This window comes from Desulfoluna spongiiphila (genome assembly GCF_900101345.1).
In the GTDB taxonomy this organism is placed as follows: Bacteria; Desulfobacterota; Desulfobacteria; order Desulfobacterales; family Desulfolunaceae; genus Desulfoluna; species Desulfoluna spongiiphila.
Genome location: NZ_FMUX01000004.1, coordinates 334,031 through 358,462 on the forward strand (window position 1 = coordinate 334,031; position 24,432 = coordinate 358,462).

The 24,432-nt window shown below is 56.9% G+C and carries 24 protein-coding genes and 1 pseudogene; 4 read left to right on the forward strand and 21 right to left on the reverse strand.

Annotation, left to right across the window (positions count from 1 at the left end; all coding sequences use genetic code 11):
- Positions 1-91: 91 nt before the first annotated feature.
- The 20 genes and pseudogenes from BLQ12_RS08170 to BLQ12_RS08265 form a co-directional block, all read right to left on the reverse strand.
- A complete protein-coding gene (locus BLQ12_RS08170; RefSeq protein WP_217640264.1) occupies positions 92-895 on the reverse strand; it encodes a peptidoglycan-binding protein in 804 nt (267 codons plus the stop codon).
- A gap of 51 nt (positions 896-946) precedes the next feature.
- Positions 947-1,774 (reverse strand): hypothetical protein, encoded by an 828-nt coding sequence (locus BLQ12_RS08175; protein WP_139163908.1) that lies wholly within the window; start codon positions 1,772-1,774, stop codon positions 947-949.
- Positions 1,761-3,893, reverse strand: a complete 2,133-nt coding sequence (locus tag BLQ12_RS08180; protein WP_092210094.1) for a hypothetical protein — start codon at positions 3,891-3,893, stop codon at positions 1,761-1,763. The genes BLQ12_RS08175 and BLQ12_RS08180 overlap by 14 nt, the downstream gene beginning before the upstream one ends.
- An 80-nt stretch (positions 3,894-3,973) precedes the next feature.
- Positions 3,974-4,333 (reverse strand): hypothetical protein, encoded by a 360-nt coding sequence (locus tag BLQ12_RS08185; RefSeq protein WP_092210096.1) that lies wholly within the window; start codon positions 4,331-4,333, stop codon positions 3,974-3,976.
- A gap of 63 nt (positions 4,334-4,396) precedes the next feature.
- Complete coding sequence (locus BLQ12_RS08190; RefSeq protein ID WP_217640265.1) at positions 4,397-4,663, reverse strand: RebB family R body protein; 267 nt, start codon at positions 4,661-4,663, stop codon at positions 4,397-4,399.
- A 78-nt stretch (positions 4,664-4,741) separates the two neighbouring features.
- Positions 4,742-4,969: a RebB family R body protein gene (locus BLQ12_RS08195; RefSeq protein ID WP_092210098.1), complete on the reverse strand. Its 228-nt coding sequence runs from the start codon at positions 4,967-4,969 to the stop codon at positions 4,742-4,744.
- Positions 4,970-5,115: 146 nt separating this feature from the next.
- Positions 5,116-5,343, reverse strand: coding sequence for a RebB family R body protein (locus BLQ12_RS08200; protein WP_092210099.1), 228 nt, complete (start codon positions 5,341-5,343; stop codon positions 5,116-5,118).
- A gap of 31 nt (positions 5,344-5,374) precedes the next feature.
- Positions 5,375-5,599, reverse strand: a complete 225-nt coding sequence (locus BLQ12_RS08205; protein ID WP_092210100.1) for a RebB family R body protein — start codon at positions 5,597-5,599, stop codon at positions 5,375-5,377.
- Between the two features lie 23 nt (positions 5,600-5,622).
- Positions 5,623-5,763 (reverse strand): annotated as a pseudogene (locus BLQ12_RS28310) (RebB family R body protein); the annotation flags it as partial.
- 196 nt (positions 5,764-5,959) lie between these two features.
- Positions 5,960-6,187 carry a RebB family R body protein gene (locus BLQ12_RS08215; protein ID WP_092210101.1) on the reverse strand — a complete coding sequence of 76 codons (228 nt, stop codon included), beginning with the start codon at positions 6,185-6,187 and terminating at the stop codon, positions 5,960-5,962.
- A 174-nt stretch (positions 6,188-6,361) separates the two neighbouring features.
- Positions 6,362-6,586, reverse strand: coding sequence for a RebB family R body protein (locus tag BLQ12_RS08220; protein WP_092210102.1), 225 nt, complete (start codon positions 6,584-6,586; stop codon positions 6,362-6,364).
- Positions 6,587-6,649: 63 nt separating this feature from the next.
- Positions 6,650-7,114: a hypothetical protein gene (locus BLQ12_RS08225; protein WP_092210103.1), complete on the reverse strand. Its 465-nt coding sequence runs from the start codon at positions 7,112-7,114 to the stop codon at positions 6,650-6,652.
- Positions 7,115-7,138: 24 nt separating this feature from the next.
- The gene (locus BLQ12_RS08230; protein WP_092210104.1) at positions 7,139-7,492 is read right to left on the reverse strand and encodes a hypothetical protein; all 354 of its coding nucleotides are present in this window, start codon (positions 7,490-7,492) and stop codon (positions 7,139-7,141) included.
- Between the two features lie 19 nt (positions 7,493-7,511).
- Entirely contained in the window at positions 7,512-7,727 is a 216-nt protein-coding gene (locus tag BLQ12_RS08235) for a RebB family R body protein (RefSeq protein WP_092210105.1), read from the reverse strand.
- A gap of 313 nt (positions 7,728-8,040) precedes the next feature.
- Positions 8,041-9,018, reverse strand: a complete 978-nt coding sequence (locus BLQ12_RS08240) for a sigma 54-interacting transcriptional regulator (RefSeq protein WP_092210106.1) — start codon at positions 9,016-9,018, stop codon at positions 8,041-8,043.
- A 435-nt stretch (positions 9,019-9,453) separates the two neighbouring features.
- The gene (locus tag BLQ12_RS08245; protein WP_175469586.1) at positions 9,454-10,335 is read right to left on the reverse strand and encodes an RluA family pseudouridine synthase; all 882 of its coding nucleotides are present in this window, start codon (positions 10,333-10,335) and stop codon (positions 9,454-9,456) included.
- Positions 10,336-10,476: 141 nt separating this feature from the next.
- Positions 10,477-12,087: an endonuclease/exonuclease/phosphatase family protein gene (locus BLQ12_RS08250; protein ID WP_092210108.1), complete on the reverse strand. Its 1,611-nt coding sequence runs from the start codon at positions 12,085-12,087 to the stop codon at positions 10,477-10,479.
- A 31-nt stretch (positions 12,088-12,118) separates the two neighbouring features.
- Positions 12,119-14,440 (reverse strand): protein kinase family protein, encoded by a 2,322-nt coding sequence (locus tag BLQ12_RS08255; RefSeq protein ID WP_092210109.1) that lies wholly within the window; start codon positions 14,438-14,440, stop codon positions 12,119-12,121.
- 1,016 nt (positions 14,441-15,456) lie between these two features.
- Positions 15,457-17,013: a glycerol-3-phosphate dehydrogenase/oxidase gene (locus tag BLQ12_RS08260; protein ID WP_092210110.1), complete on the reverse strand. Its 1,557-nt coding sequence runs from the start codon at positions 17,011-17,013 to the stop codon at positions 15,457-15,459.
- A gap of 20 nt (positions 17,014-17,033) precedes the next feature.
- Entirely contained in the window at positions 17,034-17,729 is a 696-nt protein-coding gene (locus tag BLQ12_RS08265) for a GntR family transcriptional regulator (RefSeq protein WP_092210112.1), read from the reverse strand.
- A gap of 270 nt (positions 17,730-17,999) precedes the next feature.
- Between BLQ12_RS08265 and BLQ12_RS08270 the strand changes: the two genes are divergently transcribed.
- A complete protein-coding gene (locus BLQ12_RS08270) occupies positions 18,000-19,547 on the forward strand; it encodes an FGGY-family carbohydrate kinase (protein ID WP_092210115.1) in 1,548 nt (515 codons plus the stop codon).
- 186 nt (positions 19,548-19,733) lie between these two features.
- Positions 19,734-21,446, forward strand: coding sequence for an FAD-binding oxidoreductase (locus BLQ12_RS08275; protein WP_092210117.1), 1,713 nt, complete (start codon positions 19,734-19,736; stop codon positions 21,444-21,446).
- Positions 21,447-22,137: 691 nt separating this feature from the next.
- On the opposite strand, the gene BLQ12_RS08280 is transcribed toward BLQ12_RS08275, so the two are convergent.
- Positions 22,138-22,431 (reverse strand): hypothetical protein, encoded by a 294-nt coding sequence (locus BLQ12_RS08280; RefSeq protein ID WP_092210119.1) that lies wholly within the window; start codon positions 22,429-22,431, stop codon positions 22,138-22,140.
- A gap of 1,172 nt (positions 22,432-23,603) precedes the next feature.
- Here BLQ12_RS08280 and BLQ12_RS08285 point away from each other — a divergent pair.
- Both BLQ12_RS08285 and BLQ12_RS08290 read left to right on the forward strand, forming a co-directional pair.
- Positions 23,604-24,002, forward strand: a complete 399-nt coding sequence (locus tag BLQ12_RS08285) for a GNAT family N-acetyltransferase (RefSeq protein WP_092210121.1) — start codon at positions 23,604-23,606, stop codon at positions 24,000-24,002.
- Between the two features lie 286 nt (positions 24,003-24,288).
- A partial coding sequence (locus tag BLQ12_RS08290) for a DUF4372 domain-containing protein (protein WP_139163910.1) occupies positions 24,289-24,432 on the forward strand: 144 nt, incomplete at its 3' end.

Sequence of the window (24,432 nt, forward strand, 5' to 3'; positions counted from 1 at the left end):
CCCCCGACAGAACAGGGCCGGTCCGGCACCCCGCAAAATACAGATACGCTGCAGGCCGTCTCAATCGCGATGCCTGCGACCATGCCATGACTTACCCCAGATGGGACCGGATCAATTCGGCCTCCATACGCCGTCGTTTCCGGATCCCTTCAAGGGGGTGATCCTGCTGCATGGCTCCCACCACGTTGGCCACTTCGGCCCAGTTTTTCTCCTCGATGGGTTGACGCAACACCTCCAGGCCTTTGTTGTATGGACCCCGGTTGTAGGCGAGGGAGAGCATCACCGTCTGGACCGGAGGAAAGGTGTCGTCATCTGCCAGGGTCTTGAATCGCCCGGAGATCTTCTCCCAATACGGATCGGCGGCATACGGAAAAATCGTATCCGACTGCTCCCGGGACACCCGGATGCTCTGAACCACAGGGTTGGCCGAAAGGGCCGCCTTGGCCGCCTCGCCTTTGATTCCGGCAACCGATTCAATGGCACTGAGCTGCTCCCTTGAAAACAGGGGCCCGTAGAGTTTCTCTACCAGGGAAGAGGCGGCATACCCGAGATCGATTCCCGGGTCCAGGGTCACGCCGGACTCCCCCCCGGGCCAGTACGCTTTTCCGGCGTAGCCTTCCCGGGCGTGGACCCATGCCGCATCCCCCCTGAAACCTCGAAGGATCTCTCCGCCGGTCTCCAGGGCCTTCCATGTGTCCGAATCCACGATGCCGGTGGCGGCAAGCCCCTTGTCCGCCTGGAAGCGTTTCAGCTCCGCCTCCGTGCCCCTGCCGAACAGGCCGTCGGTATCCACGGGGTACCCGGCTTTGACCAACCCCTGCTGAAACACTTTCACTTCGGGCCGTAACTCAGGTGATTGACGGGAAAACCCGTCCCCTTGCTTTAAGGTCTTCATGGTGTTCCTCCCTGCTGGTGTTGACATGATAAATAATCGGGCAGCCTGCACTTACCGCACGGATGCCCCCTGCCCCATGGGCCTCGCCGAACCCGGCCCCGGGCCCCCCCCGGCCATATCTCCCAACACGGCCAACCAGACCAGCAACACCGGATCCCGCCGGTAATCGGCCTTGAACAGGAAGCGATCCAGGCTCGTTGTCCGGCCCCCGTGCCGCCATGGGTTCCAGCCCCCCGTCGAGATGCGGGCAACCCCATGGCACTCATGGTCCAGCACCCAGACGCATCCCCTGCTGCCCTCCCTTTCCCTGAAATCCTGAAGGCTTGCTATAAGCGCCACCACCTGTTGGAGAATTCGGTCCGCAGGCCCCGGGGCAAGGCGTTTCAGCACCTTTTCCAGCTGGTGTTCGGACATCACGCAAACCAGCCTGTGGCCTCCTGTGCTGTGCATCCCAAGGGAGGAAATAAACTCACGGACACATCCGGGGGGCTTTCTGAGAAGGCGGTCCACCCAGCGCCTCAGGGCGTATCCCTCCTCCATGGAGGTAAAGGCATCTGAAAAAAGAAGCTGCCGGGCATGGGCGGTGCGCCGCACCGTTATGTCCCCGAGCCTGTGCCGGCAGGCGTCTCCCTCGGCAACGCCCTTCAATGCACGGTGCCAGCTGTGGTGCCCCGGAAACCTTTGGCACAGGCCCTTAAGGACCTCCCTCGCTCCGGGATCCCCGTGCAGATGCCACCGCTCGACCCAATCCATGCACTCCCTCAGGCAGGGGTCCCGGTAAAAGGCCTCGATGGCGGCCGTTCCGGGCCTCCGGTGCCGGTGCGCCCACCGGCTCGCGCCCATCAGGTACCGCGCCGATGCGGGCCTAATAATCGTCATCAAACAAGTGGCTCAGCAGCAGGTCGTCATCCAGGGGATCGTCCTTGTGCCCCTTGAGCGGCGGGTCATCGGCGGGGGGCTCTGAAACGACCGGCAATGCCGCAACCTCTTGCCTGGCCCCGCCCTTCACCGGCTCCGGAGGCGCCAGGCTGTTGTCGCCTTTTTGAAAACGGGTGGTCAGGGCAAAGGCGGCATACCTCTGGACGTTTTCATCAAGCAGGGCGGGCAGCCCCACCAAATCGTTGTAGAGCTCATACTCTTTGACAATCCCGATGCGCTCGGTCCCTCCCCCGCCGTCTCCAAGGACGAACTGCGAAGGAATCATCTCCACGAAGTGACCGATGGGCGAATGGGCAAGGATCGTCTGCCTGGGCATTTGCGTCCCGCCCTTTTCCCGGGTATGGATCTCCACGGCTTTTTCGATGACCATAAGATCGCCGACGCTTGCTTTACCCTCCTGTTTCCCGCCGATGCGGCTCTCCACCAGAAGAAGCTCCTTGGCGATGGTCAACTGGCGGGGGGTGATATTCAAATTCTGGATCGTCTCCCGGATGGTCCAGCCGGGGAGCATATCGACATAGACATTCTCGGATCCGGCAATAAGGCCAAGGATCTCGTCGTTTACCTGGGTAAGAGAGCCGAGCCTTAATTTGGCGTTCTTGTGGTTGAAAATACTGGCAAGGTAAGCCGACACCACCTGGTGAAGCACGGTGAGCTTTCGCGATTTAAAGGCCTCAAAGCTCTCTTTTTTCAGGGCCATGAACGGGGCGGCAAAGGCAGGGTCCCGTTCACCGATGCGCAGCTCAAGGCCGCTGTAGCAAAACCGGATCAGCTTTGTTTCATCAAGGTCCAGGGCCAGCCGCTTGATTTTCCCGTAGTTGATCAGCAGTTCGTTGCTCACATACCCGTGCAGCCTTTTAAGGGGCGTCTTGATCTCAACCCAGTGGCCCACCCACCGATTGGTCTCCATGAGGTCGTCGTTGGTGTAGCGAAGGGTGTCCATGGACACATGGACCACCAGAAGATCGTCCCGCTCAATAAACACCCTGTTGTGCAACTCGTTGAAGAAGGCTTTGATGCCCCCTACGTCCACGGCATCGTCCTCGGGCCCGGTGAGGGTGACACCCACCAGCCTGGGCAGCAGGCCTGCATCCGAGGCGATCCATTCATCGTACCGCCCCAGGAGCTTGACGACCTCCTTTGCCGTGGAGCCCGTCCCCTCGGGGTTCACATCGGGCACTTTCAGCAGGAACCGCACCCGTGTCTCGGAGTCGTCGCCGGTGCCGTACCTGTGCGTGGCGTACCACACCACCTGCATCATTTTGTCGAAGGGGTGCCTGGCAAGGCCGGTGATGAACGCTTCCAGCGATGCAAAGGCTTCGACGTAGTAGGTTCCCCCCTCAAAGCCCCTGGGCTTCCAATAGTTTTCATACACCTGCCGCCCGTTGGTCCCGACAAAGGCGGACAGGTGCTCCAGGGTGTCCACGTGCTCCGGGCCGATGCCCACCCCGAACTGAAGGCTGAAGGCCCTGAAGATCACCTCTTCGGGCAAGTGCCCGATGACCAGGCCCGCATCTTCTGCGGTGATATTTTTCCCCACGTGCAGCGATTTTTTTATATTTCTCAAGCAGTAAGCGTTGATGCTCCTGGTCAGGACGATGCGCCTCTTCATCAAGTGGCAGACCTCGAACTTGGCTTCATTGAAATAGCGTTTCAAATTCGCCACGATGCTCTTTTTTTTCGCAGGTGCCGAGGAGCCCGGCACCACGACGAGGTCATCGAAGGAGTCAAAGATCCTCTGGCTGTCGTCATCCACCTGCCGGGTGGTTGTAAACAGGCGAATCAACGTCCCCAGGGCCACGCAGTGGGTCACCATCATCCGCGCCAGGTTCATGCCCGCAACCTGGCAGACCTCAACCGCCTGCACCTCGGTGTCGCTGTCCTCATCCATGGTGTCCAGGGTGCCGATCACCGTTTCAAGAACCCCCTGCACCAGCCCCAGGTAACAGGTAAACACGTACTGTTCGTCTTTTTTCGCCAGCTCCGTGATCGCCTCCAGGTACCGCTCCGTCGGCAACTCCCGCCCGAACTGAGAATTGAAATTTCCTACTGTCTGCATGGTTGGTCCTCGTCTCTATGGCGTCATAAAAGTAATGCGACAAAACCGGCGGGTATGATGTGACCGTTGACAGTCCCGGGCTACTTTTGAAAAATCTCTTTGTAGGACTTCAAAATGGAGGCACCTGTCATGCCCACGCGCTCCCAGTAATCAACGGTGTTGGTCAGGTTCGATTTGCAGTGCTCGGTGATGGGGACATAGTCGTGATCCCTGGTTTCGATGTACTTCTGGGTTGCCACCCCGATGGTGGCCGACTGAACGGTGGCCATACTCCGCATGGTATCCACGGAATCCTGCACCGCGATGGCTATGGACTGAGCAATGGACTGGACAGCATGGCCCGCCCCCTGGGTCAACGGGGTAAAGTTCTTTTTCTCCCCTTGAAGGTTTGCGGCAATCTCCTTGTTGGCTCCGGCAATGTGAACATGTTTGTCTGTCATGACATTTCCTTTATTGGACTCGGTTTATGGTTGCCCCGCTCATCCCCAGACATGGGCCCGACTTTATTTGATAAGCGACAGAATTTTCTGACAGGTTTTTGCCACCGCCGCAGCCTCGATCTGCTTCATTCCGTACTGGGTGGAACCGGCATTTTGCATCACCAGGCTCAGCGAATGAGCCAACGATTCGTAAGAAACAGCCATGGCTTCATCGGACGCCACCCCGATGGCGGCTACGTTGGTGCTGGTGACCGCATCCAGGACCCTGGGATCCACTTTATTCTCATCTGCACTGCCCGCGTCAGCAGCCGGTTTGCTCATCTCAGCCATAGAACCCCCTCATCGGTTGGCGCCTGAAAACACCGACCTTCGGGATGAAGGCCGATGTTTTCAAAGCTTCAGTGGTGCTTACTTGGGATTGATCATCTTGGTGATCGCCACGGTGGTGGCGGTCTGATGCGTGACATTGGCCTGCTGCTGGGCGTAAACCGCGTTGGCAGCGGCCATGGCCACGGAGTTGCCGATGGTCTGATACAGGCTGCCCATGGCCATTGCAGGTGCTTCGGACAGGACCTTCACGTTGGTCTGGGTGACGGCGTCGGTGACCGCCGGGCTGAGTTCGGGAAGTTGTGCCATGTTGTTCCACTCCTTGTCTTAAATGTTGATGATGTGCCTTCAACCATCCTCGGAAGCGGCACCGCTCGCCGATGCGGCGACGGAGTCCACGGAAAAAACAGGGTGTGAAGCGGCCCGCTCGAACCGAAAGACAGCGGACTAGCGCATTACTTGCTGTTGATCATTTTATCCAGGCTGACGGTGGTGGCCGTCTGGTAGGTGACATTGGCCTGCTGTTGAGCATACACGGCGTTGGCAGCGGCCATGGCCACGGAGTTGCCGATGGTCTGGTACAGGCTGCCAAGGGCCATGGCGGGAGATTCGGAGAGTACCTTGACGTTGGTCTGGGTCACTGCATCCGTGACGGCGGGGCTGAGTTCGGGAAGTTGTGCCATTGTTTATTACCTCCTGATGGGTTTGTTAGGGTTAACCGTTAACCAGCTTGGTGATGGCAACCGTGGTTGCCGTTTGATAGGTCACGTTGGCCTGCTGCTGGGCATACACGGCGTTGGCGGCGGCCATGGCAACAGAGTTACCGATGGTCTGATAAAGGCTGCCCATGGCCATGGCAGGAGCTTCGGAGAGAACTTTGACGTTGGTCTGGGTCACTGCATCGGTTACGGCCGGGCTGATCTCTGCAAGTTGTGGCATGATTGCCTCCTTTTAATTGTGGGTTAATTGCCATTGGACATACGATCTATGGCAACAGTGGTTGCCGTCTGAAAGGTGACCCTGGCCTGCTGCTGCGCATTCACCGCAGTGGCTGCGGCCATGGCAACCGTGATGCCAACGGTCTGATACAAGTTTCCCAGGGCCCTGGTCGGCGCCTACAACAAACCATTCACATGGGTAACCGCATCTGCAACGGCAGCACTCACATCTGCCGACTGCGCCACGTGTTGCTCCTTTGAGTGTGACCGACTCGTCAAAAGGTCAGGGAGAGCTGCGCCGTTAGATACCATGCTGCTGTGTGGCGTTCTCTTCGTTTCCCTTCGACGAACCCATCACCCGTTATTCACCGTTCAGCATCTTGCTCAACCCGATGGTTGTTGCCGTCTGGTACGTAACGTTGGCCTGCTGCTGGGCGTACACCGAGTTTGCTGCGGACATGGCGACGGAGTTCCCGATGGTCTGGTACAGGCTCCCCAGGGCCATGGCCGGGGACTCGCCCAACACGCTGACATTGCTCTGAGTCACCGCATCAGTCACCGCAGGCGTCAACTCTGGTAATTGAGGCATTTCTCATCTCCTTTCGTCTATGGGGTTAACGGATCGTTTTACACCCACCACACACGGGCCGACAAAAAAACCGTGACAGGATCCATGCTGCCCTTAGAGAACATCCGATCAACCCGTCCTTTCCGGACAACGGCCACCAACGGGTTGATCCCGGACCCTTCACCGCGTGCACCATCAATCTTCCATCAGTTTTTTCACAGCAAGGGTGGTGGCTGCCTGGAAAGTGACGTTTGCCTGCTGCTGTGCATACACCGCGTTTGCAGCAGCCATCGCCACTGAGTTACCGATGGTCTGATACAGACTGCCGAGGGCCATGGCTGGGGATTCACCCAACACACTCAAGTTTGATTCGGTGACCGCATCTGTGATCGCTGGGCTGACTTCCTGAAGTTGAGTCATTTTCTACTCCTTTTTAGGTTAGTGAGTCATCGGGTAAACGCCATACGCTCCGGCCTCAACACATCACGACTCAGGAGCCGGTTCCTCGGAAGGAGCCGCAGGGTCCGGGGCCGGATTCGCCTGAAATTCAGGGTGCATCTTCTTCAGCATCTCGTTGCTTTTCTTGGTTAAGGCTTCGAGCTGCTTTGTCGCGCTCTTCAACATGGCATCCGCATGTTTGAACTGCTCATTGACCTGTTCCGATGTCTGGGACGACATCTTCATGAAGGCATTAACCTGACTCGCCTCCGGATCGCCGGCCGACGGACCGTCTTCCCCTTCGGGGGCCTCCCCGTCGGACTGGGTAAAAATCACGTTGTTGATCTTGATCAGTTTTTCGATCTCTTCGGCTTTATCCTCAAGGAACTGGTTGTTCATCTTCACCATGTCGCTCAGAGACGACGTGTAGTTCTTCAAAAATGAGCTGTAATTTTTTTTAAAGGAGCCAAAATCCTGGTGTGTAAACTTGAATACATTCTCATCTGCCATGTCCCCGCACCCCCTGACCCTTGATTAAAAAATTTTCTTGTACGATTCGAGAATCTCAGCCCCTTTTTTCCCGATGGTTTCCCAATACGTCACCGAATCATTCATCACGGCCTGGCACTGTTTGATCACGGGAATATACTCAGGGTCCTTTGTCTCCACAAATTTCTGGGTGGCTACCCCCAGGGCTGTGGATTGAACAAGGGCAATGTTCCGCATGGTGTCCCCGGCATCCTGCACGGCAATGGCAACGGATTGAGAGACCGATTGGACAGATTGCCCTGCCCCGTTTGATAATGGCGATTTGTCAAATGCCCCCCCCTTGACCGAGGTGGCGATTTCGTTGTTTGCATCGGCAAGACTTTTTATCTTGTTTGACATTTTTCATCTTTGCGGTGCGTTATGAACGAAGCATTTTGATGACATTCTCAACGGTCGCTGTTTGGTGGACAATGCAGGACTGCTGCTGTGAATGCACGGCATTCATAGCCGCCATGGTGGTGTTGAATCCCTGGGTCTGGTACTGGCTTGCCAGGGACATTGCCGGAGAGGACCCGACAACAAGCGAATTGATCTGTGAAACCGCATCCGTTACAGCCTGGCTGAAATCCGTCATATGAGCCTCCCTCTGTGATGAACCGTTCGTGGTCGTTGCCGGGTTGCGGCCAGGAACGCATAGCTCCGCCCCTTGCGTTACAACCCTTTAATTTCAAGGATTAATCCATAGATCAGGTATCCATTTAGCAACCTTCGTGCCAACACCGTATGATGCGATTCGCCGATCCTTTTTCTTGCGAATCCACAAAAAAATGGCCGGTTGCGTCCATCGCCACCAAAGGGATTGGACACTTCCGGCCATCGCGGGGTCATCGCAGCTCATCGCGCGAGACACACAACCATTGAAATTAACCGATGATCGCCATCAGCGATCACGCACCGTTGCACAGTTTGACTTTTCTCTCGATATATTTACGATGAACGCCCAGAAACCGGGCGGCCTGGCTCTTGTTCCCCTCCGCCCTCAAAAGCGCACGGCGCACCAGGGCCGTTTCCATGCGTTCAACCTTGTCCTCACAGGCAAGATCAATGACCTGATCGGCCACATTGTCAAAGGTCTCATCAAGGGGCAATACCTCCTGATGGGCAAAGGTGGCCACGCTTTTTTCCGTAATGGGGTTTTCGTCGGAGAGAAGGGATATCTTTTCGATGGTGTTCTTCAACTGGCGTATGTTGCCCGGCCAGTCCAAGGCCATCATCGCCTGCAACGCCCCGTCCGTAAAGTCCACCCGCTGCTCGACACGACGCAGGAAAAACCGTATCAATTCAGGAATATCCTGGCGCCGTTCCTGCAGAGACGGAACCTCAAGGTTGAGAACATTCAAGCGATAGTAAAGGTCTTCGCGAAACCTGCGATGCTCAATCATCGTTTCAAGATCCGCGTGGGTCGCTGCGATGATGCGCCCCTCAAAAGGGAGGTTCACGGCCCCTCCCAGGGGCCGGTACGACCTGGATTCGATCACGCGCAGCAATTTCGCCTGCTGGGGAAGCGGAAGCTCCCCGATTTCATCGAGAAACAGCGTTCCCCTGCCGGTGATGGAGAGGTAGCCCTGATGCTTCCCCGTTGCCCCGGTGAACATGCCCTTTTCATGGCCGAACAACAGGGTCTCCACCAATGTCTCCGGTATGGCGGCGCAGTTGATGTCCACAAAGGGCAGACGTGGGTCCCCCCGCATGTGGTGAATCACAGACGCGATGACCTCCTTTCCACAGCCCGTCGGCCCGGTGATCAGCACCGGCAGTGAAGAGGGAGCGATTCTGCAGACCATATCCATCACGTGCTCCATCTTCGACGAACTGCCGATCACCATGGCATCGCGTACAATCTCCTGATTGACTTTCAAGTCCATAACCACAGGCCCTTTATATAAGCATATCACAACTAGTTTATTATTTTTGCGGCCTCGCAAGACTCGTACAAATGCCTGCAGACATAAGGTATGGCAGGGGTCGTCTTAAAAAATCACTGACGGATCCTTCAGGGGGATTACAACTACATTTTCAACACCAACGACACCCGTGACCACACCAATGTCTGAAAATACAGATGAATCAAACCTGCTCACTAAGCAAAAAAAAATTTCGTGGATTGATACGTTGCCAACAACTCATCGCAAAAGGCATACAGACGGGTCTAATCAAACGATATAAAGCGAGAAAATCGCGAAGCATCCCGCACAGCCCGGGGACACTTCGTGCACTTTTGGTATACATATTCCGTGCCACCCTGAAACATCGGTGGCGCCCGGCAGGCCCTGGGGACCTGCCGACTGCCCCGGCGGGGCTTAACGAAACAGCGTAAGATTGACCGTTCTGAGTATGGGATCCGGCAGGGTCTCTTCCGTGGTGAATGAGACCTGTCGACGGAGGAAGGGGCAGAGAAAGGAGAGGTTTACGGCGGCAAGACGAAGCCCGAAGCGGTTCTTGTTCCCTTTGCCGTAGCGGGGGTCACCCATGACCGGGTGGCCGATCATATCGAAATGTCGGCGAATCTGATGCATGCGCCCGGTGTGGAGACGCACCAGGGCAGTGGAGGTGCCGGCATCCGGGTCGACACTCTCCACGGCGAATTCGGTTTTTGCCTCTTTTCCCTCAATGGGTTCGGTGATAAAGGGGCTTTCCCCGGCGTCGGAGATGTCCCCGAGGAGCTCGGCACGGTATATCTTTTGAATCTTTCCCTCGCGAAAAAGGGCCGACAGGGCTGCAGCGCTCTTTTTGCCGTGGGCAAGGATCACCAGCCCGGCGGTTTCCCGGTCGAGGCGATGCACAGGGTGGATATGGCGGGCTCCGGCAAAATGGAGCTCAGCCTTGCGCTCAAGGGAAAAGTGATCGCCGTACAGGGATCCCTGGGTCAGGAGCCCGGCAGGTTTGAACCAGACACTGTAATGCTCCCCGTCCTTCAGGCACCAGGCCTCCGGGGGCGTCGCCGTAAGAAGGGCCTCATCGTAATAGATTTCCAGGGTCTCGCCGGGCTGAACCGTGCGCTTGGCATGGCGAATCCGACGCCTCTTTTTTCCCTGGCGAAGCCAGACAGCACCCTGTTTCATGGCCAGTTTCACCCGCCCCCGGGAGAGACCCGTGGCGGCTGCCAGGCAGCTTCCGGCTTCCACCGCACTGCCGGAAACCGTTTCTCGATGCTGCCACTTCTTTCCTCGACTCACGTCCATACTATCCATCCCGCACACTATATCACGCAAAAAACGATAAAATCCCGGCCCCTCACACGTGGCCGACGTCTATACCCTATCACTTGAATCCTGATGACCCGTGGCCTACAACCTATGGCCTCTTGCCTATTTGCCTGTCACCTACTTCATCTGCCCCACCCTCTCCAGCACCAGCTCCGGGTCTCTGTGGAAACCGACGCGCACCCGGGACAGGCAGATATGCGTATCGTTTTCAGGGCGCCTCATCCCTTTGACCGTGTACACACGAATGGAGCGTCCGTTGCCGTACTGCAACCAGCCGTCCCGGTACAGGCCGCAGACGCGTTCCACCACCTCGTTGACGACGGAACCGTCGCGAAGGTTGACGGCATCGCCCACGGCGAGGAGGTGATCCCCGGTATCGGCTTTGCCCCGCCTCACCATGTCGGTGACGGCCGTCACCTCACGGAGCCCGTAATAATCGGCAAGCCGCGTCACCGTCATATCGACGATCCACCCCGGCTGCAGGGCTTTTCCCACCTTGTAGAGATAGATGGCCCGGCCCCCGGGGGACTTGACCACGGCATTTGAACCCGCCTTGTATAGCACAACCACACCACGTAGGCGATAGTTCGCCGGACCCGGCGGCAGATTGTACAGATCGGCAACGGATGCCTCCGGTGGCGCGGCTTGAGGGACCGGCGCCCGGAGGGCCGGCTCGCCCTTGCGGACGACCTCAAAAGGCCCCGCACGAAACTCCGCACAGACGGGGAGATGATCGGAGTAGCCCCTGCCCAGGTGCCTGCCCCGTCCCCCGTCCGCTCGCTGCCAGCGAAAAATCTTCCCCTTGCGGAACAGGTGCTCCGGTGCATACCGGTGAAAGGAGCCGTCCACATAGCTGATGCCCTTGCCGTCGTAAAGGGCGGCCGGAAGAAGGATATGATCGAGGCTCCCCTTCCGGCCGTGAAACCTGTAGCTCCACCGCTTCTCCGGCGGCAGTTCCATCCAGAGATTGTAATGAAGGCCCTTGCCCGTTACCACCTTCTCCTCGGTGACCATGGCGTTGTTGTGGATGGTTCCGAGCAGGTGATTGATGCCGGTTTTTCCGCGGGTATCGTTCAACCGGGGCTCTTCGGAAAACCTCTGCCATTCGTTGTGGTTGGTATTAAAATCTCCGGCGAGGATGTAATCGGTGCCGGAAGGCAAGGTGGCGATATCAGCGGTCAGGGCCCGGGCGTAAGGCAGGCGCTCACTTTCCGGGCCCTGCTTGGACTTCCAGTGGTTGGCGTACACCACCAGGGGGATGCCCGTGACATTCAGGGTCACCCGTAAAATGGACCGCATGCCGGGACCGGGAGAGATCTCATGGGTCTGTGAAATGGGAAAACAGGAGAGCACCGCACAGCGTACGGTGGTGGGATGCGTTGCGACAACCCCGTGGGACATGGGCTGTCCCGCATGTAAAAGGGCCCGTTGAAGGCGTGCCAGGGCCTCGGGGGACTCCACCTCGGAGAGCACCGCCACATGGGCCCCTGAGCCGGCCAGAACCGAAGCAATGTTGGCGTACTTCACCCTGGCCGCGGCGTCATTCCAACCGGTGCCTGTGTTGGGAACATAGTCGGCATATTCGCTGCCGTTTCGGGTCAGGTCAAAAAGATTTTCAACATTGTAGGAGACAAGGCGAAACCCCGGCTCTGCCGAGGCAGGAACACCAAGCAGAAAAACAAGGAACCCGGCCAGGAGCCGGGCAGTTGTCACAACCTTGCGAACCATGGAACTCCTGAAATAAGTATGTATCGTTGACTCAGTAGGCGACAGAGACTGTTTTCTCACAATCGAGGGTACGCTCCAGGGTCTCATCGGCGACTTCCTGGGTGGCCTCAAACCCTTCGGCTCCGCTCAGCTCCCCCCAGACCCGGGTGTACATGGAGTAGCAGACGGTCTGAAACATGGCATGGATCAAGTGATGTGCCGAAACTTTCATGCCCCCTTCGTTGAAGCGGGCGGAGAAACGGGCGATCCCTTCAAACTGAACCTTGAACCCGTGGAGTAATCGCAAGAAACGAACGGCTTCCGCCACCCGGCTGCGCTGCTGATCCGAGGTGATGCTCTTCTTCTTCCATGTGTCGATGAGACGCAGAATCTGCTGGCTGCTGGCCCGTTTAAGGGTGTCGGTGTTTTTCTCCCCTTGAAAAAAGGTCTGGGCCTCAACGAGCTGATCCACCCGGGCTTCGAGCCCCATTTTGCAAAAATCGATCTCCGTTTTGAGGACCTTCTGGTTTTTCCGGAGCACGATAATCTGAAACGCCGACAACATCTCCCGGTGTTTGGTGATTTTCTCGTCAAACTCAGCAAGGGCTTTCTTGAAATAAATTCGGCTCACATATTCATACACCGAAGGGCCGGAGTCGTCATCTGCCACGGAGAGGATTCTCAGCACTTCCGGAATCAGCTGGGCCGAGTCCTCAAACAGGTCCTTGCCCGTCACCACCTTGAAGATCAGGGCAGCGGTGGCATACCAGTCCTGGAGTCTCAGGATGCGGGCCACCTCACCAAAGTGTTCGCGGATGACCTCGTTTCCGAAAAGATTGCTGGGGGTGGCGTATTTTGGCGTTCCCCCCAAAAGGGGCTGCTCGATGCGGCCCTTCTCTCCCATGGAGAGATAAGCGGCGGTCTCCACATCGATGATGCCGACCTTGAACTCCGTGGGGCTGGTGAGAAAGCTGGGATAATTTTCCGGGTCCCCTGCGATGAGAAGGTTGTCCGGTTTGATGTCCCGAATGGCGATATAACGTTTGTTAAGCCCTGCCAGAAGGTCCAGCAGGTTGGTCACGATGCTGCCGATCATCGCCCGGGTCTTCACCGTGTTCTTTTTAAATAGATAGTCGTGGATCATCTGCCGGTAGGCGGCGATGGCCTCGGCGTGTTCGGCCATGGACAAAGTGGCCTGGGTGTTGAGTTCATCCATGAATGCCGCTGACAGGTTCTGGTCTGTTGTGGGGATGGTTCGCCCGGCAAGGTATTGTACAAACCAGGATCGCACACTGAAAATCGGCAGGGAGGAGCTGATGCCGAACTGCACCAGAAGCCGGTTGACCTCCTCTTCGAAAAAATCGAACACAGCGGATATTTTTCCGGCAGACGCGGCCCTCTCTTTGCCGTACCGCCCCTCAAAATCATTGAGGTCCCAGAGGATATGGGGATGCCCCACGATCTCCTCCTCAATGGATTTTCGGGAGATGTGGATATCCTCCAGCACCTGGCTCAAGAAGTAGTAGCGGGACAGGTCCATGAAAAAGGCAAAGGAGGGGCCGATCATGAGGTGTTTCTGGTACGCCGCGTTCGTTGAGAGGCGCCCCACGTGCCCCTTTTCGATTTCCGTAGCAGAAAGGGAAGGGGTGCGGTTCGGGGCCAGGAGTTCCATGATCACCGTGACGTTGGGCACCACGCACTCGGTGGGGGCAAGACGGGCCGCAAGGGAGTTGCCGTACACCAGCTCTTTGATGTAGGCGTTGAAGTCGGTGAGGGGCTTGGGGGGAATCTTCACCACGATGTAGCGGTCATAGATCACAAACCAGGTGTGGCTCCTCTGGGTCCCGGCCTCCCCAAGGGGGCCGATGGTGAGGCGACGCGTCTGCCACTCCCCGCCCTTCAAGACGCCCAGCTCGTAAATGACGCCGAAGGTGCCCCTTTGCCCTTCCACGGGCTCGAACCTGCAGGGGGCATCGCTGCGTACCCCAAGCTGGGTCCGGTAGATCCCCAGAAAGTGCTTGACCACGTCCTCTTCCACGTAGCGATACTCAATCTCCGCCGCTTCGTCATGGCTCGACTCAGGCGCCTTGCCTGTAGAGCCCGCCCCCCTCCCCTCTTTTCCAGCCTTTGCCTTAAAGGAGAACACGCCCCAGAGGCTCAGGAACACAACCGCCGCCACAAGAAAGAAGGCCACGCCCTCTTCCGTAACCGGTGCATCGTTATAAATAAACAGGATAAAAAAGGTGAGAGATTCAGCGACGGCGCGGATCCAGTGGTCAGCCCTGCGCCACAGGAGATCGGTCTTCTCGGGAAAAAAAGAGACGGCCAGGGCAAAAAGAACAAAAAGAAAAAGGATCCTTTTAAAGGCTTTCATGGTGGTGTCCGCACTGAGGTGTAGGAGAAATAATAATGCCGCCGCACTGAAAGGCGGCATGAAAAAGCGCTGTCTCCTTTCGCTGGGCCATCGCACTAAGCAGACCGACATCGGATGCATCGCCATAAGATTCTCTGATTTTCTACGGTGCCGTCACGCCTTGATATGCTCGGGAACCCATGCCTGCCGCAATCGACCGACACCTCCCTTATGTAACAGAATCCCCCAAAGGCAGCAAGCCATTGACTTGAAATACGTTTGAAATCAATGGAACGAAAAAAAAGCGGCATGCCCTTTTTGAATCGCAAAATGAGAAACTGTGGATAAAAGGATGAGGGAGAATGAAATCGCTACGCCCAGAGACCCCACATTTCCGGGAAACAGCGATTGCTTGAAGGAAAAAAAGGCCTTGGTTATCGTTTGGGCCACTGAGGTGTTATTGATGACACCGTCCCAAAAGGCCGACAGCCCGTAGGGTGCACTCTGCGCACCGTGTCCGGGTCACCCAAGGTTTCGATTTTGCCCAGGCGTTCGGGGCATGACGGGCTTTGATTTTGGTGCACGGAGTGCACCCTACGAACCGGCTCTTTTCAGGTCGCGGCTCAAACGATGATCAAGGTCGGAAAAATATGAGGGTAGTGGATGTAAGGGGGCAAAAAAAAACCGGGGCTGAAATTCGCCTGATTTTATTGAAACATAACGGCCATCGATGGTTCGAGCATGGTGCGTCAAAGGCACCTTGCGGCTATGCTTGGATGCCCAGTGAGACTATGCCCCGGCCATATCCCTTTATGATAAGCGGAGAAGCTCGAACACGGCATGAATCTGTTTTGAAGATATTATGCCTAAACGGCTTCTCCACCCTTGCCACCGAAGTTGCGTTTTCCCCCTCACGTTGAGCATAGAAGGCAAACGGAATAAGGCGGCCGGACATAAATAATTATGCATTGACTCGCCAAAATTCAGCTGGGCTTTGACCCGAGAAACGAGGGAAAAAACGCATTCGCAGCCTGCTTTTAGTCCTTCACCGGCCGAGGGCTGTAGCAGCGTTTCCACAAGCTGTCGTAGGCCTCAACCTCACGTTCCCACCGCTCATCGTCCCAGTTCAAGGGGTTTTGAACCACCTCCCGAATGGCTGGCATCTGGTCAAGTCCCCCGTTCTTTAGAACCAGCCCGATGCGAACCCGCCGGAGCAGGAGGTCATCAAGGTGGCTCACCGACTCATGCTCCGCGGCATAGGCAAGCTCTGCCCAGACATAAGGCGACTCGGCAATGGGCTCCAGCCCCCGGGGCACGGACAGGGCGAGCAGCGCCAGGGTCCCTTTGCCATATCGGCTCCACAGGCGCTTGTACACCTCGGTCTTCAGCCCTTCAGGGGTGGTGCCCCTGCGCTCGGAAAAAACCGCATCCCCCTCACCGGTGAGGGGATCTTCCCTGATAAACGGCTGTGCAGCCTTGAGGGTGTCCCAGGCCAGTTTCCTGAAGGTGGTGAGCTTACCCCCGGTCACCGTCACCAGACCCCGGTCCACCCAGACGGCATGTTCCCGGGACTCCCGGGAGGCTTCCTTGCGCCCCTCGCTGAGGACCGGCCGGACACCGGCAAAGGAGGTCAGGGCGTCGTCGCGGGTTACCTCCGCATGGGGAATCACACGCTTCAAGGCGGCCAGCAGGTACTCGGCTTCGTCATCGGAGATGGCGGGCTCCAGATTCACGTCCCCCTCATGGTCCAGGTCCGTGGTCCCCAGCAGCACCACCCCCTCCCAGGGGATAATAAAAAGCGGACGCTTGTCCACGGGATGAAAAAAACTGATGGCGTGCTCCACGGGAAGCGTCTCCCTGGAAAACACAAGGTGGCTCCCCCGCAAGGGACGAAGGTGAAGATGGGCTTCCGGGGACGGGTGAAGGCTCTCGGCCCACACGCCGGTGGCATTGATCACGGCCGGGGCCGACACCTCCCAGGTGTCTCCCGTTGCCACATCCTTTAAGGACACGCCGCACACCGCCCCTTTCTCATCCCGCAGGACGGATCGGGCCTCGGTGTAATTCAGGGCACGCCCCCCCTGACGCGTCCCCTCACCGATGAGACGAAGCACCAGCCGGGCGTCGTCGACCTGGGCGTCCATGAAAAGGTAGCCCCCTTTCAACTTGCCGGTGTTGATCCCGGGGACCAATTCCTTGACCCGGCCGCTGCGCAGGTACCGATGGCGAAACTTTCCCGCAATGATATCGTAAACCGTCAGCCCCGCTGCCATGGCCGCCCTGCCGGGCCCTGAGGACTCGTAAAGGGGCATGAGAAAATCAATGGGCGAGACAAGACCCTCGGCATCGGCAAGGAGTCTCTCCCTCTCCTTCACCGACTCCAGGGTCAGCTTGAACTGGGCCTCTTTTAAATACCTGAGCCCCCCGTGAATCAGCTTGGAGGACCTGCTGGAGGTCCCCCAGGCGAAATCTTTCTGCTCCACCAGGAGACACCGGAGTCCGTTTCGAACCGCTTCGCGGAACACCCCCGCACCGGTGACACCGCCACCGACAATGATCAAATCCACCTTGCTCTCTTCCTGCTGTCGTTCCATTGGTTCCCCTTCCCGATACGTCACGTTCCCACCATGGACTTCCAGAGTGCGGATGCTTGTTCCATGGTCTGCCGCACCACCTCCGATGCCCCTTTGCAATCGCTTGCTTCCACTGCCTCACGCAGGGTCTTGTAATACGCTGAGGATTCTCTGCGATGGGCATCCTCCTCGAAATACATGCCCCCCATATAGAGATACATCTCTCCAAAATCGTTTAAAATCATCCGGTAAAACGGGTTGCCGGACAGATCGGCCAGGATCAGGTGCAACCCCCAGTCGTATGCCACATAGGCAGCAGAGGTCTCGGCAAGCCCCTGGGCCTCACCCAGGTATGCCAGGAGCCTGTCCCTCTCCTCCCACACCGCAAACAGGGCCATCCGGGGCATGAGCGCGGATCTGAGTTCAAGGAAATGGGAGACAAAGGCGTTGGGAACGTACCCTTTGTGGCGGGTGAGGGTAGAAAGAATACCCAGCCCTCCGGTCTTCAGGTAATCGTTCACCAGGGTCGGCTTGCCGTGGGCAATGGTGATCCACCCTTCGGTTTCCATCTGTTTGAGGGTCTCCCGCAGGGTCGGGCGGGTAACCCCCATCTCAACGGCCAGGGCCCGCTCCGCAGGCAATTTGGACCCGGGGGGGTAGGTGCCGTCAAGGATCGCACTGACCAGCTTGTGTTCTGCAAACTTGGTGGGACGTAAAGGCCCGGCACTGTTGTCCATCGCGTTTTCTCCTTCATTTTTTTCTTTGCAATGAAGCCAATATCTGGTAAGTGGTCATACCACTATACATCATTCTGTGTCAAGACGGCAACAAGCTGAATACCCGATTAAAAACAATTGCCATCGCAAGCTGAACATGTTTATCCAGAGCCCGCCATGTTCACAGAGCGCAACACACAGAACCGACCAACCCGATGGCAAAGCCCGTGGGGGGGGGCATCGCTGCAACGCCCGCCCCTTTTTTCCGAAGCCGATCCCAAAGGAGCCCCTATGACCCCTGTGATCCTCTCCATAGACTGCGGCACCCAGAGCATGAGAACCCTCCTCTTTTCCGGGGACGGTGCCCTCCTTGACAGCGAACAGGTGGAGTACGCCCCCTACTACAGCGAGCACCCGGGCTGGGCCGAACAGGACCCGGAGCTCCTCTGGAACAGCCTGGTGGCAGGCTGCCGGACGCTGCTGAAGCGCTGCCCGGACCTCATGGCCGCCGTCAAGGGAGTGGGCATCACCACCCAGCGGGCCACCATGATCAACGTGGATGAAAAGGGGACCCCCTTGCGCCCGGCCATCACCTGGCTGGACCAGAGAAAAGCAACCCCGGTCTTTACGCCTCCCTTTCCCATAGGCCCCATCCTGTCCGCCGTCGGCGTGGGCTCCATCCTCACCAAGGTGCAGCAGGAGGGCAAGGGCAACTGGATTCGTCAGAACCAGCCTGAAATCTGGAAAAAAACCCATAAATACCTTCAGGTATCCGGGTTCCTGAACCACCGGCTCACCGGGCGGTTCGCCGACGCCTCCGCCTCCCAGATCGGCCACATCCCCTTTAACTACAAAAAGAGCTGCTGGGCCTCCCGATTCGACCCCTCTTCCCTGCTCTTTCCCATGGAGAGGGAAAAACTCCCCGAGGTGGTTCCCCCCGGCGAGGTGCTCGGCCACATCACCAAGGAGGCCGCAGCGGCCACGGGCCTTGCCCAGGGCCTGCCCGTCATCGCCTGCGGATCGGACAAGGGGTGCGAAACCCTCGGCATGGGGGTCCTCTCCGAGGAGACCGCCAGCCTGAGCTTCGGCACCACCGCCACGGTACAGATCTCATCCAGGCGCTACTTCGAGCCGCTGCGCTTTATGCCCGCCTACCCGGCCCCGGTGCCCGGGCACTGGAACCCGGAGATCGAGATTTTCCGGGGCTACTGGATGATCACCTGGTTCAAGAATGAATTCGCCCATAAAGAGGTGGCCAGGGCCGAAGTCAAGGGTATCGCCCCGGAAGCCGAGATGGACCGGCTCCTTGAAAAAGCCCCCCCCGGTGCCATGGGACTCATGGTCCAGCCCTACTGGGGCCCGGGCCTGGAGCATCCCAACGCCAAGGGGGCCATGATCGGCTTCGGGGATGTCCACAAAAAGGAGCACGTCTACAAGGCAGTCATCGAAGGGCTGGGATATGCTCTTCTGGAAGGATTGGAACGCCTGGAAAAAAAGACCAAAATACCGGTGGGGCGCCTTGCCGTGTCCGGCGGGGCCTCTCGAAGCGACCAGATCTGCCAGATCTCGGCCGACATCTTCAATCGCCCCCTGGTCCGGGGAAAAACCACGGAGACCTCCGGCCTGGGGGCCGCCATCGTCACGGCCGTGGGCCTTGGGCTCCACCCAGACTTTCAAGCCGCCATCGGCGCCATGGTTCACTACGACACCACCTTTGAGCCGAGCCCCGACCGTGCCGCCCTATACCGAAAAATGTACCAGCGGGTCTACAAGCGCATCTACCCGCGGCTGGACCCCATTTATAAAGAGATCCGGGAGATCACCGGATATCCCGAATAATAAGGGCAAAAAGCCTCCGGCGGCCCTGCCGGGGGCCAAACTTTTGAAAAGTTTGACAAACAGCTATCTGGCATTAAACGAAGCGCGCATCCGCGGAGGCGTTTTTTATAATCTTGATCGTTACGTTTTTTCAAAAATATGCCCATGCACACAGATATCACGACACACACGCAAGGAGACCTGCCCATGAAACGAAAAAAAACATCCTTTGAGCCCCAATGGCGGACCACTCCCCCGGAACCCGGAAGCTGGCGTTCCATCTTCAAATGGGGGGCACCGGACGGGTTCAAGCACCCCAACGCCAAGCTCTATGCCATGCTCAAAGAGACCTTCGGCCTCTCCGACGACGCCTTCTCCGCCCCGGTCTCCGCAGGGGACGACCCCGTCACGCTGGGCGACAAGGCTCCGGCCATGCCCCTCGAAACCATCGAGGCATTCACCGCCATCTGCGGCGAGGAAAACGTCTCGGTGAGTGACTACGACCGGGTGAAGTACTCCACCGGCAAGACCATGGAGGAGATCTACGCCCTGCGGGACGGAACGCCGGACAAGGTGGCGGATCTCATCGTCCATCCCCGCACCGAAGAGGAGATCTCCCGCATCGTGGCCCTCTGCCACGAGAAAAAAATCCCACTGCACGTATTTGGCGGCGGCAGCTCCGTGACCCTTGGCCTCACGCCGAACAAAGGGGGCGTCACCCTGGTCATGGCCACCCACATGACCCGGGTGGTGGAGTTCAACGAGACCAACCAGACCATCACCGTGGAATGCGGCATCATGGGCCCCGCCCTGGAGGATCTCCTCAACAACGCCCCCAACACCTTCAACACCCGTCACCCCTACACCTGCGGCCACTTCCCCCAGTCCTTCGAGTTCTCCACCGTGGGCGGCTGGATCGCGGCCAAGGGATCGGGCCAGCAGTCCTCCTACTACGGCGACGCCGTGGACCTGGTCCTGGGCCAGACCTGCGTCACGCCCGCGGGCAAGGTGATCACCCTTGATTACCCCAGCACCGCCACCGGCCCCATGGTCAACGACATCCTCAAAGGAGGGGAAGGAACCTACGGGATTCTCACGCGCGCCACCCTCAAGGTTTTTCGTCATACCCCGGGGACCCGCAAAAACTTCAGCTTCATCTTCCCCACCTGGCAGGACGCGGTAAACGCCACCCGGGAGATCTCCCAGGCCGAATGCGGCATGCCCTCGGTCTTTCGGATATCCGACCCGGAAGAGACCTATATCGGCCTCAAGCAACACGGCATCGAGGGGACCCCACTGGACACCTTCATGACCTTCAAAGGTTACAAGTCCGGCCAGCGATGCCTGCTCCTCGGCCACACCGAAGGGGAAAAGGGATTCTCCAAAAACGTCTGCAAAAACGTTCGCCGCATCGCAAAGGCCAACGGTGCCATGAGCCTCACCGGCTACCCGGTCAAACTCTGGCAGCATGGCCGGTTCAACGACCCGTACCTGCGGGAGGACTTAAACGACTACGGCGTGGTCATCGACACCCTGGAGACCGGCGTCAAATGGGACAACCTGCACCAGGTCCACATGGGCGTCCGCAAGTACATCAAAGAGCGCCCGGACACCCTGTGCATGACCCACTGCTCCCACATCTACCCCCAGGGGACCAACCTCTACTTCATCTTCATCGGAAAGTTCGAGACCCGGGATGAATTCGTGGCCTTTCAACGGGGCATCATCCAAAGCATCGAAGAAAACGGCGGCACCCTCTCCCACCACCACGGCGTGGGCCGCATGATGGCCCCCCTCATGGAGAAACACCTGGGCAAGGGCCAGATGGACACCTTAAAAGCCCTGAAAAAACACTTTGATCCCAACAACATCATGAACCCGGGCGGCACCCTGGGCCTCGACGAGCCCACCGAACCTTAACCCGAAGTTCTCACAAGTCGAGTGCTTGCATCTTCAAAGCTCTGGCAACGCAAAAGATGGATGCACTCGGCTCGCCTGAAGGGTAAGAACATCGAGTAGAAAACCAAAAATGACATGTTGCGTTTTTTCATGACATAGCCTGGATAGGGAGATCGGGATCTGTGCCCCCGCTCCCAACAAAAAACCGCCTCCCCGGGTGACCCCACACCCGGAAGGCGGTTTTTTTGTCAGCGACGAAACCATTCAGCCCAACACGGCCACCACAAGAAAAGCGGATTTCACCGTTCGATTTCGTCATTCCCGGCTGGCCGGGGCCCCAAAGCGACAGAAGCCTCCTTTAGCATGTCAAGATGCGCCGCACCCACCCCGTACACTGTCCCGGCTCCCCAGGAAAATACCCCACACATTTGAGTCATTTGCTTCATGGACCCGTCACTTTATTTCGCCTATATTAAATATCGAAGTAAATCCCCTCATCAACAGCATTCCCCCTTAGAAAGCAGGTGGACTTTCCCAGAGTCCGCCTGTTTTCTTTTTGGGAAACCGGTATCCAACCCCACCCCACAAACCAACACCACACCAAACCACGCAGGATGGGCAAAACAGAGCGTGCCCATCAAGCGCTTCACTTCCCCACACACCAACATATAGTGCCTCCCGCTCCGCAATGCCCTAAGCGCCGTGGCGCTCTCTACCCCCTCCCCTTCGCCGACATCCTCTCCTGTTCCTCCTTGTAAAACGCCACAATCCGATCCACGGCCCGGTATTGCCGCTCCAGAAGGTCTTCGGTGATGGTGCGAAGCCCCCATTTCTTGAAATCGATCTGAAGACCGTTTCCTCCCGGGGCTTCGGCATCCTCCAGTTCGGAAAAGAACGCCCCCACGGATGTAAGCAGGCGATGTACGTCCTTGATGGCATCACAGAGTTCAGATATTTCCGACCCTGAAAACATGCGACGGCCGGGCTGGCTGTCCGATGAGATCATGATGAACTCCCGCTTCTTTAGTGAATAGTAAAGGGCTAATCGTGAGCAGAGATGGAGCAATCCGGGCCCATATGCAATACAGGCTGTTGCCATGAACCCGTTGCCCCGTAAAGATGAATAGAGATCGTGAATAGAGGCGGCATCGTAAACGCGTCAACAGCGGTTCATGTATGCCGTAGATCTGCGCCCAATGCGGTACAGACACTATTCACGACGTCATAGTTCACCATTCACTGTCTATTGGCCATTTGTAGCGACGATTTCGTTGATGAAAGGGGCGCAAGGTTGCGCGGATGGAGGAAAATACGACTTGAAATGGGGGTGAGTGTGGTGTAAAAAACCGTGTAGCCATGACGACCTCCTCTGAAGGTTGTTTTGGTCAGGCCTGGCAGGATGTTGGCGCATCCTGTCGGGTCGCATCATGAATTCCAAAAACTTCGCAATAACTAGTTATTACACCCCACCCTAAATTCATATCTTTAATGTGTCAACAGTTTTTTTGTGATAATTCACTGGGTTATTCATTTCGAAACTTACAGAAAGACCCACCGCCCTCTTCACATCCCCATAGCGCTGATTGCGCGAACTAACTCGGTCCCAAAGGCGGTTGACCTTGACGCCTCCGACCAACGAATCCCCGACAGAGAGCGGACACGCAGGGTCCATCAAGTTTACAGATCTACGCAGATAAACAGAGGCAACCGGTCTTGGCTTTCAGGCCCATAGTTCCAAGCAGACCAAAATAAACCATGTGCCAAATTTCAGGGTGTTGGACAATGTCCTCCCCCAGGATAATATCTATTTTTTAAATTGAAAAATCGAAATTTCAGGCGTATGAATTGAAAGGTCACGAGACGGGAATATCAGGTCAATTAGGGCGCTGATTGAAACGTAAAAATTGAATGAACCTGTTCTTCGGATCTGTTCACACAAGCACAAGAACTGTCATGGAAAATTGACTCACGTGTCAACTCCGAAACTTGAGTTATAGATGATAAACAAATGGGACGATGGCGGTGCTTCCGGCAAAAGATGGGCACGCCTCGGGCTTTGCCAACTCAACCAGGAACCAACCATCCTTAAGCTCCCCCCTGTATGAAAATTGCTGTCAAACCTGAAACTCTATCGTGCGTCGGACGAGACCCGTCGTGTGCCTATTGGAATCCCAACCTATGGAAATCAAGCACCGTTTGCCTTCTATCGAAGAATACCAAAAACTAAGAAACGTGGTCGGCTGGTGGGATACTGACGCCAATGCCACAAAGGTTGCTTTGAACAATTCTCTGTTCTCAGTTGTTGCAATAGAAGGCGAAACAGTGGTTGGCATAGGCCGTATTGCAGGTGACGGGGGGCTGTACTTCTACATTCAAGACGTGATTGTCCATCCCGATTACCAGTCGAAGGGCATCGGAAAGGCTCTTATGAAGGAGCTGATGACCTACATCAAAAAAACAGCGAAACCTGGTTCATACATCGCTTTGATGTCAGCAAAGGGGCTCGAAAAATATTATGAAGCCTTTGGCTTTGAGGCACGTAACGATGATGCTCCGGGAGTGTTTCAGATAGTGTAACCAAAAAGGCACAGAATCGGATAGGTGGAGGTTCAGCGAGACACGCCCTTCAGTTGCACAGAGGATGATTCACAAAAAAGAGAACCGGTCCTTAGCCGGGTAATGAATCTTGCCCCACGCCCCCCCAACAAAGAACAGGATACACAATTAAGAATCTGACTATATTTACACTGTTGTCCAAAATAGGATTTGACCGGAAGTAAACCGGTGAGAATTTGAAAAGATGCTCCTTATAAGGCATGGTTAAGTTTGCAAACAAAGACCTCGCCAAACAAGGAGCATATCAATGGTACGTCATTCCAGCCTTTTCAGTCAAATCGTAGGTTTTTTTGACCGTAACCAGTTTGCCCGTTTAGTCTCCGAGCACGACGCAGAAAGAAACTCGAAGGGCTTCAAGTGCTGGGATCATTTTGTTTCCATGCTTTTTTGC

Coding starts and splice junctions, on each gene's coding strand:
- BLQ12_RS08185 (WP_092210096.1), bottom strand. CDS start 4,333: ATGACAGACAAACATGTTCACATTGCCGGAGCCAACAAGGAGATTGCC.
- BLQ12_RS08195 (WP_092210098.1), bottom strand. CDS start 4,969: ATGGCACAACTTCCCGAACTCAGCCCGGCGGTCACCGACGCCGTCACC.
- BLQ12_RS08215 (WP_092210101.1), bottom strand. CDS start 6,187: ATGCCTCAATTACCAGAGTTGACGCCTGCGGTGACTGATGCGGTGACT.
- BLQ12_RS08235 (WP_092210105.1), bottom strand. CDS start 7,727: ATGACGGATTTCAGCCAGGCTGTAACGGATGCGGTTTCACAGATCAAT.
- BLQ12_RS08220 (WP_092210102.1), bottom strand. CDS start 6,586: ATGACTCAACTTCAGGAAGTCAGCCCAGCGATCACAGATGCGGTCACC.
- BLQ12_RS08200 (WP_092210099.1), bottom strand. CDS start 5,343: ATGGCACAACTTCCCGAACTCAGCCCCGCCGTCACGGATGCAGTGACC.
- BLQ12_RS08285 (WP_092210121.1), top strand. CDS start 23,604: ATGGAAATCAAGCACCGTTTGCCTTCTATCGAAGAATACCAAAAACTA.
- BLQ12_RS08280 (WP_092210119.1), bottom strand. CDS start 22,431: ATGATCTCATCGGACAGCCAGCCCGGCCGTCGCATGTTTTCAGGGTCG.
- BLQ12_RS08175 (WP_139163908.1), bottom strand. CDS start 1,774: ATGACGATTATTAGGCCCGCATCGGCGCGGTACCTGATGGGCGCGAGC.
- BLQ12_RS08255 (WP_092210109.1), bottom strand. CDS start 14,440: ATGAAAGCCTTTAAAAGGATCCTTTTTCTTTTTGTTCTTTTTGCCCTG.
- BLQ12_RS08275 (WP_092210117.1), top strand. CDS start 19,734: ATGAAACGAAAAAAAACATCCTTTGAGCCCCAATGGCGGACCACTCCC.
- BLQ12_RS08205 (WP_092210100.1), bottom strand. CDS start 5,599: ATGCCACAACTTGCAGAGATCAGCCCGGCCGTAACCGATGCAGTGACC.
- BLQ12_RS08260 (WP_092210110.1), bottom strand. CDS start 17,013: ATGGAACGACAGCAGGAAGAGAGCAAGGTGGATTTGATCATTGTCGGT.
- BLQ12_RS08270 (WP_092210115.1), top strand. CDS start 18,000: ATGACCCCTGTGATCCTCTCCATAGACTGCGGCACCCAGAGCATGAGA.
- BLQ12_RS08230 (WP_092210104.1), bottom strand. CDS start 7,492: ATGTCAAACAAGATAAAAAGTCTTGCCGATGCAAACAACGAAATCGCC.
- BLQ12_RS08190 (WP_217640265.1), bottom strand. CDS start 4,663: ATGGCTGAGATGAGCAAACCGGCTGCTGACGCGGGCAGTGCAGATGAG.
- BLQ12_RS08245 (WP_175469586.1), bottom strand. CDS start 10,335: ATGGACGTGAGTCGAGGAAAGAAGTGGCAGCATCGAGAAACGGTTTCC.
- BLQ12_RS08180 (WP_092210094.1), bottom strand. CDS start 3,893: ATGCAGACAGTAGGAAATTTCAATTCTCAGTTCGGGCGGGAGTTGCCG.
- BLQ12_RS08265 (WP_092210112.1), bottom strand. CDS start 17,729: ATGGACAACAGTGCCGGGCCTTTACGTCCCACCAAGTTTGCAGAACAC.
- BLQ12_RS08250 (WP_092210108.1), bottom strand. CDS start 12,087: ATGGTTCGCAAGGTTGTGACAACTGCCCGGCTCCTGGCCGGGTTCCTT.
- BLQ12_RS08170 (WP_217640264.1), bottom strand. CDS start 895: ATGAAGACCTTAAAGCAAGGGGACGGGTTTTCCCGTCAATCACCTGAG.
- BLQ12_RS08240 (WP_092210106.1), bottom strand. CDS start 9,018: ATGGACTTGAAAGTCAATCAGGAGATTGTACGCGATGCCATGGTGATC.
- BLQ12_RS08225 (WP_092210103.1), bottom strand. CDS start 7,114: ATGGCAGATGAGAATGTATTCAAGTTTACACACCAGGATTTTGGCTCC.